This window comes from Methylovorus sp. MM2 (assembly GCF_001648895.1).
GTDB lineage: Bacteria > Pseudomonadota > Gammaproteobacteria > Burkholderiales > Methylophilaceae > MM1.
On record NZ_LXUF01000001.1, the window covers coordinates 680,724 to 698,279 of the forward strand.

General features: G+C 49.0%; 15 protein-coding genes. 11 read left to right on the forward strand and 4 right to left on the reverse strand.

The features are described from left to right. The first annotated feature begins 53 nt into the window (after positions 1-53). The 9 genes from A7981_RS03135 to glnT all read left to right on the forward strand — a co-directional run bounded on the left by A7981_RS03135 (position 54) and on the right by glnT (position 11,127). Complete coding sequence (locus A7981_RS03135; protein ID WP_067263894.1) at positions 54-1,190, forward strand: polyamine ABC transporter substrate-binding protein; 1,137 nt, start codon at positions 54-56, stop codon at positions 1,188-1,190. A gap of 89 nt (positions 1,191-1,279) precedes the next feature. Continuing rightward, complete coding sequence (locus A7981_RS03140) at positions 1,280-2,422, forward strand: ABC transporter ATP-binding protein (protein ID WP_165595533.1); 1,143 nt, start codon at positions 1,280-1,282, stop codon at positions 2,420-2,422. Positions 2,423-2,456: 34 nt separating this feature from the next. Further along, positions 2,457-3,362, forward strand: coding sequence for an ABC transporter permease subunit (locus tag A7981_RS03145; protein ID WP_067266438.1), 906 nt, complete (start codon positions 2,457-2,459; stop codon positions 3,360-3,362). After that, positions 3,359-4,192 carry an ABC transporter permease gene (locus A7981_RS03150; protein WP_067263897.1) on the forward strand — a complete coding sequence of 278 codons (834 nt, stop codon included), beginning with the start codon at positions 3,359-3,361 and terminating at the stop codon, positions 4,190-4,192. Before A7981_RS03145 ends, A7981_RS03150 begins: the two co-directional genes overlap by 4 nt. A gap of 101 nt (positions 4,193-4,293) precedes the next feature. Beyond that, complete coding sequence (locus A7981_RS03155) at positions 4,294-5,145, forward strand: TorF family putative porin (RefSeq protein WP_067263900.1); 852 nt, start codon at positions 4,294-4,296, stop codon at positions 5,143-5,145. A 228-nt stretch (positions 5,146-5,373) separates the two neighbouring features. Continuing rightward, on the forward strand, positions 5,374-6,834 hold the full coding sequence (locus A7981_RS03160; RefSeq protein ID WP_067263902.1) for an NAD-dependent succinate-semialdehyde dehydrogenase: 1,461 nt from the start codon (positions 5,374-5,376) through the stop codon (positions 6,832-6,834). 44 nt (positions 6,835-6,878) lie between these two features. Further along, positions 6,879-8,387 (forward strand): aldehyde dehydrogenase, encoded by a 1,509-nt coding sequence (locus A7981_RS03165; RefSeq protein ID WP_067263905.1) that lies wholly within the window; start codon positions 6,879-6,881, stop codon positions 8,385-8,387. Between the two features lie 72 nt (positions 8,388-8,459). After that, positions 8,460-9,752 (forward strand): 4-aminobutyrate--2-oxoglutarate transaminase, encoded by a 1,293-nt coding sequence (gene gabT, locus A7981_RS03170; protein WP_067263909.1) that lies wholly within the window; start codon positions 8,460-8,462, stop codon positions 9,750-9,752. Positions 9,753-9,768: 16 nt separating this feature from the next. After that, entirely contained in the window at positions 9,769-11,127 is a 1,359-nt protein-coding gene (gene glnT / locus A7981_RS03175) for a type III glutamate--ammonia ligase (RefSeq protein ID WP_067263912.1), read from the forward strand. Positions 11,128-11,212: 85 nt separating this feature from the next. Here the strand turns inward: glnT and A7981_RS03180 are convergent, their stop codons facing one another. The 4 genes from A7981_RS03180 to ftsY are packed head-to-tail and all read right to left on the reverse strand — an operon-like array spanning position 11,213 to position 14,675. Then, the gene (locus A7981_RS03180; protein WP_082889191.1) at positions 11,213-12,100 is read right to left on the reverse strand and encodes a cell envelope integrity protein TolA; all 888 of its coding nucleotides are present in this window, start codon (positions 12,098-12,100) and stop codon (positions 11,213-11,215) included. A gap of 48 nt (positions 12,101-12,148) precedes the next feature. Then, the gene (gene ftsX, locus A7981_RS03185; protein WP_067263919.1) at positions 12,149-13,057 is read right to left on the reverse strand and encodes a permease-like cell division protein FtsX; all 909 of its coding nucleotides are present in this window, start codon (positions 13,055-13,057) and stop codon (positions 12,149-12,151) included. Beyond that, entirely contained in the window at positions 13,054-13,701 is a 648-nt protein-coding gene (ftsE, locus tag A7981_RS03190; protein WP_067263921.1) for a cell division ATP-binding protein FtsE, read from the reverse strand. The genes ftsX and ftsE overlap by 4 nt, the downstream gene beginning before the upstream one ends. Continuing rightward, entirely contained in the window at positions 13,698-14,675 is a 978-nt protein-coding gene (ftsY, locus tag A7981_RS03195) for a signal recognition particle-docking protein FtsY (protein WP_067263923.1), read from the reverse strand. The genes ftsE and ftsY overlap by 4 nt, the downstream gene beginning before the upstream one ends. Before the next feature lie 181 nt (positions 14,676-14,856). Here ftsY and A7981_RS03200 point away from each other — a divergent pair, with 181 nt between their 5' ends. Together A7981_RS03200 and A7981_RS03205 are read left to right on the forward strand one after the other, a co-directional pair. Next, positions 14,857-16,227, forward strand: a complete 1,371-nt coding sequence (locus A7981_RS03200; protein WP_067266442.1) for a pitrilysin family protein — start codon at positions 14,857-14,859, stop codon at positions 16,225-16,227. Beyond that, positions 16,217-17,527: a pitrilysin family protein gene (locus tag A7981_RS03205; protein ID WP_067263925.1), complete on the forward strand. Its 1,311-nt coding sequence runs from the start codon at positions 16,217-16,219 to the stop codon at positions 17,525-17,527. The genes A7981_RS03200 and A7981_RS03205 overlap by 11 nt, the downstream gene beginning before the upstream one ends. Positions 17,528-17,556 lie beyond the last annotated feature (29 nt).

Genomic DNA, 17,556 nt, shown 5'->3' on the forward strand with positions numbered 1-17,556 from the left:
GTTATCAGTATCGTGAATGGTTATCTATCTAAAGGTTATCTAGGAGAATATGAATGAAATCGCTATTTAATAAACGTATGTTAAGCAAGGGTTTGTCAGCTGCGCTGACGGGTGCCGTTTTAACTGCGACTGTTATCTCGACCGCCTACGCCAAAGAAGAAGAAAAAATACTCAATATCTATAACTGGTCTGATTATCTGGGCCCAGACACGATTGCCAATTTTGAAAAAGAAACCGGCATCAAGGTGCGTTATGACGTATTCGACAGCAATGAGATTCTCCATGCCAAGCTGGTAGCAGGTAAAACCGGTTACGACATCGTGGTGCCTTCTTCCAACTGGGCAAAATTGCAAATAGACGGCGGTTTACTGCAAAAACTGGACAAAACCAAGCTGCCTAACTGGAAGAATCTGGATCCCGGTGTACTTGCACAGTTGGCTAAGCTTGATCCGGGCAATACTTACCTAGTGGATTGGCTTTGGAGTTACACCACGGTTGGTATCAATGTCGATAAGGTGAAAAAGGCACTGGGTACCATGCCTATGCCAGATAACGCCTGGGATTTGGTATTCGACCCCAAGTACACAAACAAACTGAAATCCTGTGGATTGACTTATCTCGATACACCTTCTGAAGTATTCCCGGTTGCCTTGCATTACTTGGGCAAGCCTGAATTCAGTACCAATGCAGATGACTATAAAGCTGCATTCGATATGCTAAAAAAAGTGCGTCCTGATATCAAACGTTTTAACTCCGGTGGTCAGATTGAAGATCTAGCCAGCGGGTCTGTTTGTGTGGCACTTGGCTGGGCTGGTGATTTCAACCTTGCCCGTAAACGTTCAATTGAAAATAAATCTGCTCAAAACATCGTGGCGCTGGTGCCTAAAACAGGTGGGCTGATGTTCATGGATACGATGGCGATTCCTGCTGATGCACCGCACCCTGGCAATGCGCACAAATTTATCAATTACATCATGCAACCTAAAGTGCACGCAGAGCTGACCAATGCAGTGACTTATGCCAACCCTAACAAAGCGGCTACGCCATTTGTAGACCCTGAGATCAGAAATAATAAAACCATCTTTCTTTCAGATGCTGACGTGGCAAACCTGATTGCGCCGGGTAATGTAGATAACAATACGCGCCGCACGATGACGCGGTTATTTACACGATTTAAAACAGGCTTGTAAGTGGCTGGGCGCCCAGCATCAAAGCTGGGTGCCGTTTTTAAGTAGTGAATTAAAGCATTCTCTGGAAATTACTTAGTTTAGGGGTATTTATGTCCACAACAGCAACGACAGACTCGGCAAAACCCAGTGCGATCAGAAAAATGGCACCACAAGAGTTACTACGCGTTGAAGGTATTACCAAGGTTTACGATGGTAGTGTTAAAGCGGTGGATAACATATCGCTGACAGTAGCCACCGGTGAAATTTTTGCCTTGTTAGGTGGCTCTGGTTGTGGAAAATCTACCCTATTGCGTATGCTGGCAGGTTTTGAAAAGCCTACCAACGGCAAGATTTTTCTGGCAGGCAAAGACATCACCGATCTGCCAGCTTATAAACGCCCAATCAATATGATGTTTCAGTCGTATGCATTATTCCCGCATTTAAGTGTATGGGAGAACATCGCTTTTGGGCTGCGTCGTGACGATATGGCGAAAGGGGATATTGCTGAGCGGGTTGAATCCATGCTCAGCTTGGTGCAGCTTGATAAATTTGCCAAACGTAAACCGCATCAGCTTTCAGGGGGGCAGCAGCAGCGTGTCGCGTTAGCGCGTAGTCTGGCTAAACGCCCTAAATTACTCCTGTTGGATGAACCACTAGGCGCGCTGGATAAGAAATTACGTGAAAAGACCCAGCTTGAACTGGTCAATATTATTGAAGAGGTCGGTGTGACCTGTGTGCTGGTAACGCATGACCAAGAAGAAGCCATGACCATGGCTTCGCGTATCGCGGTGATGAGTGAAGGCTCTTTCATGCAGGTAGGCTCACCAGATGAAGTCTATGAAATGCCGAATAGCCGCCAGGTGGCTGACTTTATCGGTAACGTGAATATCTTCGACGGCATTATCGAAGAAGACGAATCCGATCACGTCACCATCCGTTGCGAGGAGTGCCTGCATTATGTCGGGCACGGCATTAGTGGCAATGTCGGCATGTCGGTCGGCGTTGCGCTACGCCCAGAGAAAATCACCTTAAGTAAAGAGCAGCCGCAAAGTGAATATAACTGGTGTGCCGGTGAAGTGGTCGAGATCGTTTACTTCGGCGCTCACACTACCTATCACTTGAAACTTGATAGCGGCAAGGTGATCAAGGCGCAGGAGTTGAATAACACGCGGGATCTGAGTTGTGGCCTGACCTGGGGTGACAGAGCCTATGCACATTGGAATGATATGGCGATGGTCGTGCTGACGTATTAGTCAGCCTCTCAGCCAATAATCAATGGAGCATGCCATGACTAATATTTATAACTACCTGCGCAACCATATTCCCAGTCGCCAAATCGTAATCGGTGTTCCGTATCTCTGGTTTCTGCTGTTAGCTGCTATTCCAATATTGATTGTGCTGAAAATCAGCATGTCAGAAATGGAGTCTACTTCGGTATCCAGCATGATCAGTTGGACGCAAGGCTGGCCAACCATCAAATTCAATTTTGCCAGCTACATCTTCTTAAGTACCGATCCACTTTATTTTGAAACTTACCTCTCATCGATCAAGTATGCGCTGATCACTACTGTCATCTGCTTGGCTATTGGATATCCCTTCGCCTATTTCATGGCGCGTTCGCCCAAGCATTTGCAGCCCATGTTGCTGATGCTCATCATGCTGCCATTTTGGACGTCCTTCCTGCTGCGCATCTACGCTTGGAAAACGCTAATGGTGAATAACGGTGTGATCAACAATGTGCTCATGAGTCTTGGCGTGATTGATGATCCGATCGCGATGATGAATACGCCGTTCTCCTTGCTGGTGGGGATGGTTTACTCCTATCTGCCATTCATGATATTGCCGCTGTATGCCAATTTATCCAAGCTGGATATCCGCTTTCTGGAGGCCGCCGCTGATCTTGGCACGAGCCCATTCCGCACATTCTGGTTGGTGACGATTCCTTTATCTAAAGCGGGAATTATTGCAGGCTCGATGCTGGTGTTCATTCCGGCAATAGGCGAATACGTGATCCCAGAGTTATTGGGTGGTCCAGATACGCTGATGATAGGCCGTGTCCTATGGGATGAATTCTTCAGCAATAACGATTGGCCGATGGCCTCTGCTGTTGCGGTGGTGATGATCCTGCTGATCCTGCTGCCGATGGCGATCTTCAATAAATACCAGTCTGACCAGGCGGAGGCAAAGTCATGAACAAGTTATTTGGCCGAGCCTGGATGATCGCCGTGTATATATTTTTATACATGCCCATCGTTACATTGGTGATTTATTCGTTCAATGCTTCACCGTTGGTTACCGTCTGGAGCGAAGCCAGCCTGCGTTGGTATGTGGCACTGGCGAATGATGGCGACCTGATCGCTGCTGTGTGGTTGTCGTTAAAGATCGCATTTCTCTCGTCACTCATGTCGGTATTTTTCGGCACTTTCACAGCGTTTGCACTCACCCGTTACAAGCGCTTTCCCGGCCGTACTTTGTTGTCTTCAATGTCTAGTACGCCACTGGTGATGCCTGATGTGATTGTCGGGTTGTCGTTATTACTGATGCTGGTTTCACTGCAACACTGGCTAGGGTTTCCTGAGCGCGGCTTATTCACCATTTTGCTTGGGCACGCATTATTGGGTACTGCCTATGCCGCAGTGGTCGTGACATCCCGATTGAACGAGATGGATAAGCGCTTGGATGAGGCCGCGATGGATCTTGGCTGCAGACCATTTCAGGTATTTCGTCTGGTTACTCTACCGTTGCTCGTGCCAGCGCTTGTCTCGGCATTCCTACTTACGTTTACCCTGTCATTTGATGATGTCGTGTTGTCGTCCTTTTTGTCCGGCCCCGGCTACTCTACTTTGCCGATGGTGATTTTTTCGCGGGCACGGCTGGGGTTAAACCCTACGATCAATGCGGTGGCGGCGGTCACTATCGCTGTCGTCAGTATTGCGGTCATCGCTTCCAGCATTTACCAATCGCGTGCAGAGCGGCAGCGTAAGCGTGAAGTGGCGCAGGCATACAGTGATGCGAATCAATAGTCTTGAATACGTGAGTTTTAGTTTGTGAGTTGAGTTGTTAGTTAGGTTGTATGAAGTTTAGGGATCGTTGCAGTAAACTTTTTTAATAAAGGGAAAATGCTATGAATATGAAGAAATGCTTATTTTTATCTGGTGTATTAGGCACTGTGATAGCTTTTAACCAAACTGCTTATGCGGAAGCTGAACCTGCGGCGACCATCGAGCCGACGCCGTCGTATACCATTGACTATAATCTTGGTCTGTACAGCAACTACATGTTCCGTGGTACTGCACTAAGCGATGGGCCTGCTTTACAAGGCGGTATTGACGTGACACATAACAGCGGATTTTATGTGGGCACGTGGTTCTCTAATATTGATACAAACTATGCTGGACGAGGCGATGGTTTTTCGGATGGCAATCGCTGGGAGGTCGATCTATACGGTGGTTATTTACATACCTTTGATAATGGCATCGGACTCAATTTCCTAGGTAACTACTACGGCTACCCTCAAGGTGAGCATTCATATAATGAAGCTAACAAGGGACATAAGCAGGACACATTCGAGGCATCCGTGGGCATTTCTTACCAAGGGCTGACCTACACTTATTATCGCGCATTGACGGATTATTACGGCGCAGATAATAACAATGGGACAAAAAGTCGAGATACCAAGGGTGCAGATTATAACGAGATCAAATTCAAGTATAAATTGCCAGTGGCAGATCTAAACCTTGACGCAAAAGTAGGTTACCAAAATACGCGTCATCTGAATGGCGATCAAGGCGACTTCTTGATCGGTCTCAACCGTGACTTCTCACTGCCGTTAGGCAGTAAAGCGATCGACGGCTTTAATGCTGGGGGTTACTTCACGTCAACATTCGATGTTCAGGATGAAAGCTATTATGTTGCTGCTGATGGCCGAGACGTAAATAAGAATAGGTTGACTCTTTTTGTTAAGCGGACTTGGTAATAAAGTATCCAGATTAGTTAGTATCTTTGAATCATTGTAATGATGATCGATCGCTGGCAGATGCGTTAAGGTTTGTCAGCGATTTTGATCTGGTTTATTCCGCTGCGCTTAATGTAGTCATGCAGAATTTAGTTATATAGTGTACTCAGCATTTTTTCATTATCAAAGTAATACTAGTAATAAAGAAGCCCATAGCGGCCTCTACAAAAAAGCAGTTCAGGAGATGTAATGCCCCCCGTATTAACGCATACCGCACTACTTAAAAATGAAACTGCGTGGCTAGCCGGGCAGTGGGTAGGTGCCGATTCAGGTAAGACTTTCGCTGTGACTAATCCGGCCAATGGTGAAGTGATTGCCAACGTGCCGATGATGGCGCGTGCCGAAACCGAGCGCGCGATTGTTGCAGCAACTGCTGCACAGAAGTCATGGAAAGCATTAACCGCACAGGCGCGCGCCGTCATTCTCAAGCGCTGGTTTGAGCTGATTATCTTGCACCGCGAAGACCTAGCACGCTTACTTACAGCCGAGCAAGGCAAGCCATTGGCTGAGGCGCGTGGTGAAATTACCTATGGGGCAAGCTTTATCGAATGGTTCGCTGAAGAGGCTAAACGTGTCTATGGGGAGGTGATTCCAACTCCGATGGGTGACCGCAGACTGCTGGTGATTAAACAACCTATCGGCGTCACTGCGGCGATTACTCCGTGGAATTTTCCAACTGCCATGATCACGCGTAAAGCGGCACCTGCATTGGCAGCGGGGTGCTCCATGATTATCAAGCCAGCAGAGCAGACGCCGCTTTCAGCTTTTGCGCTCGGCGTATTGGCTGAAGAAGCGGGCATTCCCGCAGGCGTGTTGCAGATCATTACGGGTGATGCGCGTGAAATAGGGGCTGCCCTGTGCGAGAGCCCGGTGGTGACCAAACTTTCGTTTACAGGCTCTACCGAAGTTGGCCGCATTCTTATGCGCCAATGCGCCGATACCATTAAAAAACTCTCACTTGAGCTTGGTGGTAACGCGCCATTTATTGTATTTGATGATGCCGATCTTGATGCCGCGGTCGAAGGTGCACTGGTCAGCAAATTCCGCAATGCCGGACAAACCTGCGTCTGTGCCAACCGCCTATTTGTGCAGGATGACATTTTTGATGTATTCACGAAAAAACTTAGCGCAAAAGTCAGCCAGCTCAAAGTGGGTGAGGGCACTTTGGCTGACGTTACTCAAGGACCGTTGATAGACGAGGCCGCTGTAGAAAAAGTCGAGAGCCATATCGCGGATGCGGTCGCCAAAGGGGCTAGTCTGGTTCAGGGCGGTAAACGGCACGCACTCGGCAGCACTTTCTTTGAACCCACTGTGTTGGCTGATGTCAGCCCGGATGCCATGATTTTTCGCGAAGAGACCTTTGGGCCAGTCGCGCCATTGTTCCGCTTTAAAACAGATGATGAAGTGGTTGAACTGGCGAACCGAACAGAATTTGGTCTTGCTGCCTATTTTTTCAGTCGCGATATTGAGCGTATCTGGCGGGTGGCAGAAGCACTCGAATACGGCATGGTTGGTGTGAATACAGGCATCATTTCTAATGAAGTCGCGCCATTTGGCGGTATTAAACAATCCGGTCTGGGGCGCGAAGGTTCACACCACGGCATTGATGAATATCTTGAAATTAAATATGTATGTATGGCTGGGCTGTAATGCCACAAGATATTCAGACAGCAGGCTTTTAAGGAGCAATGACGATGAATGCAAATGCACCGATTCAACCGACAATAGATTGGCACACACGTGCTTTGGTGCTAAAGATTGATGGCCGCGCGTTTATCGATGGCAAGCGTGTCGATGCGATTGGTGGCGCGACATTTGCCTGTTTCTCGCCGATTGATAATCGCAAGCTTGCCGATGTTGCCAGTGGTCAGGCAGCTGATATTGATGCTGCAGTGAGTGCTGCACGCGCAGCATTTGATGACAGACGCTGGGCTGGTCTTTCGCCACGTGAGCGCAAACAGGCCATGATTCGATTTGCCGATCTGTTAATTAAACATCGCGAAGAACTTGCGCTGCTAGAAACGCTGGATATGGGCAAGCCCATTTCGGCTAGTCTTGCCGTGGATGTGAACTCGGCAGCGAATTCTTTGCGCTGGTTTGGTGAGGCGATTGACAAGGTTTATGATGAGATCGCACCCACCGCTGAAAATACATTGGCCATGATCACGCGTGAGCCGTTGGGCGTAGTCGGCGCGATTGTGCCGTGGAATTACCCGATATTGATGGCCTGCTGGAAGATCGCCCCAGCTCTGGTATCAGGGAATAGTGTCGTATTAAAACCCTCTGAAAAATCCCCACTCACTGCATTGCGTCTGGGTGATCTGGCAATAGAGGCTGGCATCCCCGCTGGCGTACTTAACGTGGTGCCGGGGTTTGGCCCTGATGCAGGTACACCGCTTGCCATGCATATGGATGTTGATTGCATTGCGTTTACTGGTTCAACCGGCGTCGGTAAAAAAATTCAGGTGATGGCGGGGCAGAGCAATCTCAAGCGTGCGTGGTGTGAATTGGGTGGCAAGTCACCCAACATTGTATTCGCCGACTGTCCAAACATGGATAAGGCCGCAGCGGCATCAGCCGGTTCGATTTTCTATAATCAGGGTGAAAGCTGCAATGCGCCATCACGCTTGCTGGTTGAGCGCTCCATCAAAGACGAATTCGTCAAAAAAGTGCTGGCGCAACTTGCGGATTACCAACCAGGTGACCCACTTGATGCTAGTACCAATATGGGCGCGATTGTAGATGGCGGCCAGCTGGAAAATGTCTTGAAATATATAGAAAGCGGCAAATCCCAAGGTGCTAAATTGCGTGCTGGTGGCGAGCGTGCACGTAGTGAAACTGGCGGCTTTTATGTGCAACCCACAGTCTTTGATGATGTCAGCAACGACATGACGATTGCTAGCGAGGAGATCTTCGGCCCCGTGCTTTCCATCATCACATTCGATACGCAGGAAGAAGCGATAGCCATTGCCAATGCAACTCACTATGGGCTGGCTGCTGCAGTGTGGACGCGCGATATTTCGCGTGCGCATTTGGTGGCGAAAGCTTTGCGGGCAGGTACAGTGCATGTGAACAGTTATGATGAGGACGACATTACCGTACCTTTTGGCGGGTATAAACAATCGGGCAATGGCCGCGATAAATCCTTGCACGCATTGGAAAAGTACACCGAACTCAAGACAACGTGGATCAAACTTGAATAAGCCTTAACCTCAGGTTGCCTGCACAAAAGCCTGACGATGTCAGCAGATAAGCAAGTCTCAAGGAAGTCATTTATGAATAAAGTCACAGATACACTCATCAGCAATCAGGATTTGCACCAGCGTCGCTTGGCTGCAACGCCGCGAGGTATAGGTGTGATGGCCGATTTTTTCATAGACCGAGCGCTCAATGCCGAGGTGTGGGATGTAGAAGGTCGCCGCTACATCGATTTTGCAGGCGGAATCGCGGTGCTTAATACCGGACATAGACACCCCAAGCTAGTTGCAGCGGTAGAGGCACAGTTAGCGCGATTCACCCATACCTGCTATCAAGTACTGCCTTATGAAAGCTATGTGACACTGGCTGAACGTATCAATGCACTGACTCCCGGCACGCATGCCAAAAAAACCTGTTTTTTCAGCAGTGGTGCAGAAGCGGCAGAAAATGCAGTAAAAATTGCGCGAGCCAGTACCGGTCGTCCAGGCGTTATCGCTTTTTCAGGCGCTTTTCATGGACGTACTCTCATGGCTTCTGCGCTCACTGGGAAAGTGGTGCCGTATAAAGTCGGTTTTGGTCCGTTTCCATCCGATGTGTATCACGTGCCATTCCCGATCGACCTTCATGGTGTCAGCGTTGAAGATTCAATTAACGCGCTACATACATTGTTTAAATCTGATATCGACCCCAAACGCGTTGCCGCCATCATGATTGAACCAGTGCAAGGTGAGGGTGGCTTTTATATTGCGCCACCAGCGTTGATGCAAGCCCTGCGCAATGAGTGCGATGAGCACGGTATTTTGCTGGTGTTCGATGAAGTACAAACGGGATTTGGCCGCACAGGAAAGCTGTTCGCAGCGGAGCATTACGATGTGATACCAGATATCATGTTGATGGCAAAAAGCTTGGCGGGTGGCATGACCTTATCTGCTGTTTGCGGTAAAGCCGAAGTCATGGATGGGCCTTTGCCAGGTGGTCTGGGTGGTACCTACGCGGGTAATCCGCTAGCGATTGCTGCCGCCCACGCGGTGATTGATATTCTTGAAGAAGAGCAGCTGATTAAGCGCGCAAACGATTTGGGTCAAAAACTCACGGCGAGACTTAAATCGGCACAATCCAAAGTAACTGCATTGAAAGATATCCGGGGTTTGGGTTCCATGATCGCCGCAGAATTTTTTGATCCTGTGACCAATCAGCCATCGTCTGATGCAGCCAAACGTGTGCAACAGGCTGCACTGGAAGAAGGCCTGATTCTGCTGACCTGCGGCGTGTACGCCAATGTCATCCGTTTTCTCTATCCGCTGACAACGGAAGATCAGATATTTGATGAAGCGCTGGATATTATTGATCGGGCACTAGCGAAAGCCTGATCGAATTACTAATCAAATGACAACAAACCATCATCATCAAACCGCAGCCGTTGAAGCTGCTAAAAAAGACCTTGCCAATCAGGGCGTGCATACCATTATCGCGCAATTTGTCGATATTCACGGTTCAGCCAAAGGCAAATATATTCCGCTATCTCATTTGCAGGATATTCTTGAATCAGGTGCTGGTTTTGCTGGCCCATCTATCTGGGGTACTGGTTTACCCCGTAATGGCCCGCGTTCGGAATTTTACGGACAGGGTGATCTGGCCACATTGCAGGCTTTACCATGGATGCCGGGCTACGCGCGCATCGTCTGTAGCGGTGTGGTTGATGGGCAAGCCTTTGATGGTTGCTCAAGGCGTCTTTTACTCAAGCAGATAGCGCGTCTAGAAGCGCGCGGCTGGACGCTCAATGTCGGCATCGAGCCGGAGTTTTTTTTGGTGACAAAAGATGCCCATGGCAGGCCATGCCCAAGTCCAATCGATGATCTGGATAAACCTTCTTACGACCTGAAAGCGCTTGCTCGTGTACGTGATGTGTTGCATCTTATTGAGATTGGCCTCACTGGTTGCGGCTTTGATGTGTTCCAGATCGACCATGAAGACGCCAGCGGGCAATATGAACTTAACTACCATTATGCCGATGCACTCACTGCGGCTGACCGTTTTATCCTGTTTAAAATGGCGGCGGATTATATCGCCGAGCAAGCTAGTCTTACTTTTACGCTGATGCCCAAACCTTTCGCAGACAGACCTGGTAGCGGCTTGCATCTGCACCTGTCAATGACTGATGCGCAGGGTAAACCAGTGATGGCTGATAAAACAGATTCACATGGCCTTTCCCAAACCGGGCGGCAATGCATTGCCGGCTTGCTGGCTCATAGTCCAGCACTTGCGGCTTTTCATGCGCCCACAGTGAATTCTTATAAACGCCTTGTGATTGGACGTTCGCTCTCTGGTACTACTTGGGCACCTGCCCATATTGCCTGGGGATACAATAACCGGACTACCGTAGCGCGCGTAGTCGCTGGCCGTATCGAGTTTCGTCTAAGTGATGGTAGCAGCAATATCTACGCGGTCATCGCCTCTACGATTGCTGCCATGCTCGATGGTGTCGAGCAAGCACTAGTGCCGCCAGCACCGATAGATGAAGACATCTACGAATGGCCGGAAATCGAGTTCGAGAAGCGGGGCGTCAAAACTTTACCGCAAACAATGGGCGAAGCCTTGACTGCGCTCAATGCTGATGCTGCGCTTACTAAAGCATTAGGTGAGGCATATGTAGCCGAGTATCTGGCAACTAAAAAGCCGGAGTGGATAGACTATTGCCGATCAGTCAGTGATTGGGAATATAAGCGATACCTTACTTGGCCTTAATCATCTGGTCTTAAATAACTTGGCACGCAATGACAGTAAAAGGAAGCCAGAATTTTTAGGTAATACAGATTTTTAAGTGCGGGCGTTATGGTGCGAATGACCTGCCGCGTGCACCAAAGAATTCTTCCATCAGAAACTCCTCCAAGCCAGCATTATCTTCTACGCGGGCCGAGAGGGTAACCGTTCTACCTAAACGGTAAGATTCCCAAGGGAAATCACCCGGATTATCCTGACGAATACGCATAATGACGCGGCGGACGATTGCGCGGTTGATGTCGCCATCTGCACCTGGTTCGATCTGGTAAGTCTCGCGTTTTGCAATGCTGTAATCGCCTTTCCAGCCGTTAAAGCTGATTGTGGCACTGCGGCTGTTTTTACTCAGTATGGTGAACATACCGCCATTGCCATCACGCCCTTGCAGATTGCGCTTGATGATGGCATCACGCCTATCTTCTTCTGATGGCCCCTGTTCTTTTGACACGGCGGCGGCATTCTCGCTGGTGGCAAGCTGCTCCTGACTTTGGCGTCGCGCCCTTGCAGCATTCACGTAAGACATCATATCGGTTGGCGCTGCAGAGTCTGGTACAGGTGGTTTTTCTGGCGGGATAGGCCGTGTTTTTAGTTGTGGTTTTTCTACCGCCATGACCGGGGGTGTCTTCGGGGCAGGTGCTTTCGTCGGGCGCTTGGGCTTGGGTGTTGGTTGTACAACGGGCATTTCAGTTGGAGGTGGGGGCGCGGCTTGTTTTGATGGCGGTGGCCCTAGCTGTACGACGATGTCATCACTTGGTGCAGCAGTACCTTCCGGTTGCATTAAAGGCGTTCTGGGGAAAAAGCAGAATAGCAAAATCGCATGGACAAGGATCGAGATAATCGCCGCGATCAGCGTGTTACGGCTGATGCGGATATTCAGGTAGCGATCGCCACGACGCGGTAGCACCCATGTCAGGTCTGCATTTTGGGATGGTTGTGACAAAGTATCGATATTACTTAGCTAAGTTATTCAGTTGGCTCAAACGAGTCTTTAGTGAGCGTTAAATTGCGAGAGTGAGCGTCCGACTGCAGTATAAGAGCCGATCCAACCTAAGCCGATTGCGCTAGCTATCATACTCAGCGTGACAATCAGCGTAGGCAGGGCAAGGTGGAAATCACTTGCGTACAGTTCTGCGATATCGGCGATTGAATAGTTAAACAGACTCACAATGCCAAGCAGGAGGATCAATGCGGTAAGCCCGCCACCCAAGCCATATAACGCGCCAGCGTAAAGGAATGGGCGCCTGATAAAACTGTCAGTTGCGCCTATCAGTTTGCTGACTTCAATTTCTTCCCGTTGCGTCATGATTTGCAGACGAATCGTGTTGCCGATGATTGCCACAAGCGCAAAGCCTAGCAAGATCACGAGTGACCATATGGCTTTCTCTCCCAGCTCCAACAGCGAGTAGAGACGCTTTATCCAGTTGGCATCTGCCTGTGCAATCTCAACACCGCGCCATGCCTGCATCTCTTTTTGCAGTCGTTCTATCGTGTCAGGGTCTATATTTTTCGGGCTGACGAAGTAGGCATCTGGTAATGGGTTCTTTTCAATGTTGTTGGCGATATTCGCGGTACCTGAGGTCAACTGTAATTGCCGCCATGCCTCATCCTTGCTTACAAACTTATAGGTTTTGATATCAGGGTGTTTGCTAAGTTGCTCATCCAATGTCTTGATAGTGTCTTGTTGGATATCCAGCTTCAGGAATAGGCTGATTTGCGGCTCGCCTTGTACGTCACCAGCTAATCGATTCAGATTATCAACGATGACATAGAGTATGCCGGGTAGGCAGAGTGCTACACCCATGACGCAAAACATCATCAGGGTCGACAATTTATTACTAAGCATGCGCTTGAGTACGAGCTGCAACGCCTGTGCATGTTGGTTCAGCCATTGCTTCATGCTTGCAGTTCCCCGTGGTTCAATGTGAGTGTTCTGGAATTTTCCACATGCGGTACGTCATGCGTTGCAATGACGATAGTGACACCCACTTGTTGGAATGCGTAGAAGATCGACATGATCTCAGACGCATATTCTTCATCCAAGTTTCCGGTAGGCTCATCGGCAATCAAAATAGATGGGCGGCTGACTACTGCGCGGGCGATAGCCAAGCGTTGCTGCTCACCACCTGATAATGTGATCGGCATGGATTTTTCCTTACCTAGCAAGCCGACTTTATCCAATGCCGCACGAATACGTTTGCCTGCTTCGCTACCGGTAACGCCGTTGATATATAGCGGCAGGGCGACATTATCGAAGCAGTTACGGTCGTAGAGTAGTTTGTGATCCTGAAAGATCAAGCCAAACTTGCGGCGTAGGTATGGCAATGCAGCAGTACGCAGTTTGCTCACATTCTGGTTATTGATAAGCACAGTGCCACTGGTTGGCCGCTCGATGCCTGCAATCAGTTTTAAAAGCGTGCTCTTGCCAGCGCCAGAGTGACCAGTCAAAAATACGAGCTCGCCCTGCGTGATCTCAAGCGATATATGCTTGAGCGCTTCATAACTACCGGGATAACGTTTGTTGACTTGATCAAATCTGATCATGAGAATAGCGCCTCAATAAATTCATTTGCATTAAACGGACGCAGATCGCCGATGCCTTCGCCAATACCAATAAAACGTATGGGTATCGGGCGCGACTGTGCAATGGCGGCAATGACCCCACCTTTTGCGGTGCCATCCAGTTTGCTAAGTACCAAGCCAGTTACACCCAAGGCATCATCAAACGCTTTGACCTGCGATACTGCATTTTGGCCTGTGTTTGAATCTAGTACCAGCAGTATCTCATGCGGGGCGCCGGGTAATGCTTTGTCGATGACACGTTGTACCTTGCGGATTTCTTCCATCAGGTTCAGTTGCGTGGGTAAACGGCCTGCGGTATCGGCCAGTACGATATCAATCCCTTTGGCTTTTGCCGAATTCACTGCATCGAAAATCACTGCTGCGGGGTCACCGCTTTCCTGCGCGACGACATGTACTTGATTACGATCACCCCAAGCTTGCAACTGCTCGCGCGCAGCCGCACGGAATGTATCGCCCGCTGCGATCAATACGGATTTTCCTTGTGCCTGAAATAGGTTAGCCAGTTTGCCTATCGTTGTGGTCTTGCCTGCTCCATTAACGCCAGCCAGCATAATGACAAAAGGCTGGGCGGTTGATGTGATCAGCGGTTTTTCTAATGGCGCGAGTAATTCAAGCAGAGAGTCTTTCAGTGCCTGACGAAGCTGGGTTGTGTCATTCAGATTCTGTCGTTTGACGCGCAGTTTGATCTGTTCAAGTAATGCTTGTGTCGCGGTAACGCCGACATCTGAGGTGAGCAAAATAGTCTCAAGCTCTTCATAGACATCGTCATCAATCTTGCCGCCGCCAAACAACCCTGTCAGCTGGTTGCCGAGTTGGCTACGTGTTTTTGCCAAGCCTTGTTTCAGGCGCTCTGTCCATGACGTGGTCGATTCAACGGCCGGGGCTATCACGGATTGAGTGTCGGTTGGTTTGTCTTTTTTCAGGAAATCGAACATGCAGGACTTAATTTATTAATTATTGGGTATTTTAGTCGTATTCAAAGCGCCACGCCACGAACTAACAATCATTTACAAAGGTCACAGTCGGTGATTCTGTATCACTGTCATAATAAAAGACGTGCATCTGGCTCAAGGCATCGTATCTGCCAGCTATAATGTTCAAAAAATGTCCCGGTTTATGAGGAGTATCACCAAAGTGTTAAGGCTATTGATTGTACTGGCTATGTTGCCCATCGCGGCGCATGCCGCAACCGAGGAATTCAAGCTCGATAATGGTTTGCGAATCATTGTTCAAGAAGACCACCGTTCACCCGTAGTAGTTTCACAAGTCTGGTATCGAGCCGGCAGTATCGATGAGGTAAATGGTAAAACAGGCGTTGCCCATGTGTTAGAACACATGATGTTCAAAGGCACAAAGGCCGTGCCGGCAGGGCAATTCTCAAGATTGATCGCAGCCGCAGGTGGGCGCGAGAATGCATTTACCAGCCGTGATTACACTGCCTATTACCAGCAGCTGGAAAAATCCAAACTCCCACTTTCTTTTAAACTTGAAGCAGATCGCATGGCGAACCTGCAACTGACCAAAGAAGAGTTCTCTAAAGAGATCAAAGTGGTGATGGAAGAACGCAGATGGCGTACCGATGATAAACCGCAGGCGCTGGTAGCTGAACAATATCAATCTGCGACTTTTCAAGCGCATCCTTATGGACGCCCCGTCGTCGGCTGGATGAATGACCTTGAGAACATGACGGTTGAAGATGCGCGCGAGTGGTACCAAAACTGGTATGCGCCGAATAATGCCGTGTTGGTTGTGGTCGGCGATGTAAATGCAAAAGACGTATATAAATTGGCAAAGCAGTATTTTGGGCCAATAAAGCCTCATAAACTGCCTGAGCGCAAACCGCAGGTTGAGCCACAACAGGTGGGTGAACGCCGAATCGTAGTCAAAGCGCCAGCACAACTTCCTTATATTCTCATGGGCTATCACGTACCTGCATTGCAGGATGCAGATAAAGATTGGGAGCCGTATGCGCTGGAGATACTTTCTGGTGTGCTGAATGGCAATTCCTCTGCGCGGCTTAGCCAGAATCTGGTTCGCCAGCAGCAGATCGCTGTGGATGTCGATGCTGGCTATGACTTGGTACAACGTGGACAAACGAGCTTGTTTGAGCTGGATGGCACACCTAGCGAAGGTAAGACAGTCAATGATCTGCAAACTGCCTTGCTAGAAGAGATCGATAAGATCAAGAACGCCGGTGTGACCGAAGAAGAGTTGCAGCGTGTAAAGGCGCAAGTAATCGCCTCCGATGTTTACCAACGGGATTCCATGTTCTACCAAGCGATGCAGATCGGTCAGCTTGAGACGATAGGTTTTTCTTGGAGGAATCTGAAAGATTATCCGGCAAAGCTGCAAGCCGTTACACCTGAGCAGGTGCAGGCTGTTGCCAAGAAATATCTGGTGCAAGATGCACTGACGATCGCAACGCTCGATCCGCAACCCATAGACCAAAATGACAATAAACCTAAAGGCAAGCCACATGTTCATTAATCGTTTCTTAAAAGCGCTGGTGGCAGTTGCTTCCTTGGCCAGCTTGCAGGTGCAAGCTGGCGTCCATATTCAGCAATGGCAAACCAGCAATGGCGCTGAAGTCTATTTTGTTGAGAACCATGATCTGCCTATTATTGATCTAAGTGTGAATTTCTCTGCGGGTAATGCGCGGGATGATCAGCCAAAAGCAGGTGTCGCTGGCATGACGCGATATTTGATGACATTAGGCGCTGCCGGATTATCGGATGAGGTGATAGCACAGCGTCTGGCAGAGGTTGGCGCACAGCTTGGTGGCGATATCGATTCTGATATGGCCAGCTTCAAACTACGCTCATTGAGCAGCGCACCAGAGTTTGAAAAAGCACTAGGTATCTATACCAAGATTCTGCAAAAGCCAGACTTTCCTGAAGCGGTGCTTACCCGTGAAAAATCACGTGTGATCGCTAGCTTGAAAGAAGCTGCAACTCAACCAGCAAGTATCGCCAGTGATGCTTTTATGAAGGCGCTTTATGCTAATCACCCTTATGGCTTGGATAGTACGCCTGAAACAGTGGCACCGATCAAGCGTGAGGATTTGCAGAAATTCTATGTAAATTATTATGGCGCCAAAGGCGCAGTCATTGCCTTGATTGGCGATATAAGTCGTGATCAGGCTGAAAAGATCGCTGAAAGCATCTCATCAGGGTTACCTTCTGCTGAGAAACCTGCTGCCATTCCTGAGGTTGTTTATCCTGAGCAGGCATCAGAAGAGCGCATCGCGCATCCTGCCAAGCAGTCTCATATCTTGTTGGGCTACCCTGGTGTGAAGCGTGGTGATGCAGACTATTTCCCGCTGTATGTCGGCAATTATATTCTTGGCGGCGGTGGATTCGTTTCTCGCCTGACAGAGGAAGTGCGTGAGAAGCGTGGTCTCGTGTATAGCGTATATAGTTATTTTTTACCTATGGCACAACTTGGGCCATTCCAGATCGGTTTGCAGACCAAACGTGAGCAATCTGACGATGCTTTGAAGTTGGTGCGCGAAACATTGGCTAACTTCATCAATAAAGGTGTCACTGAGTCAGAGCTCAAGGCTGCGAAACAGAACATCACCGGCGGGTTTCCATTACGCTTGGATAGCAATGCCAAGATTCTGGATTACCTTGCAGTCATCGGGTTTTATAAACTGCCTTTGACCTATCTGGATGATTTTAATGAGCAGATCAATAAAGTTACTGCCGCACAGATCAAAGATGCCTTTAGCCGCAGGGTGAACCCTGACAAAATGGTCACAGTGATTGTGGCTGGCGGCGCGAATTAAATAGAGAAACCTCTATCTGGTGATAGTAA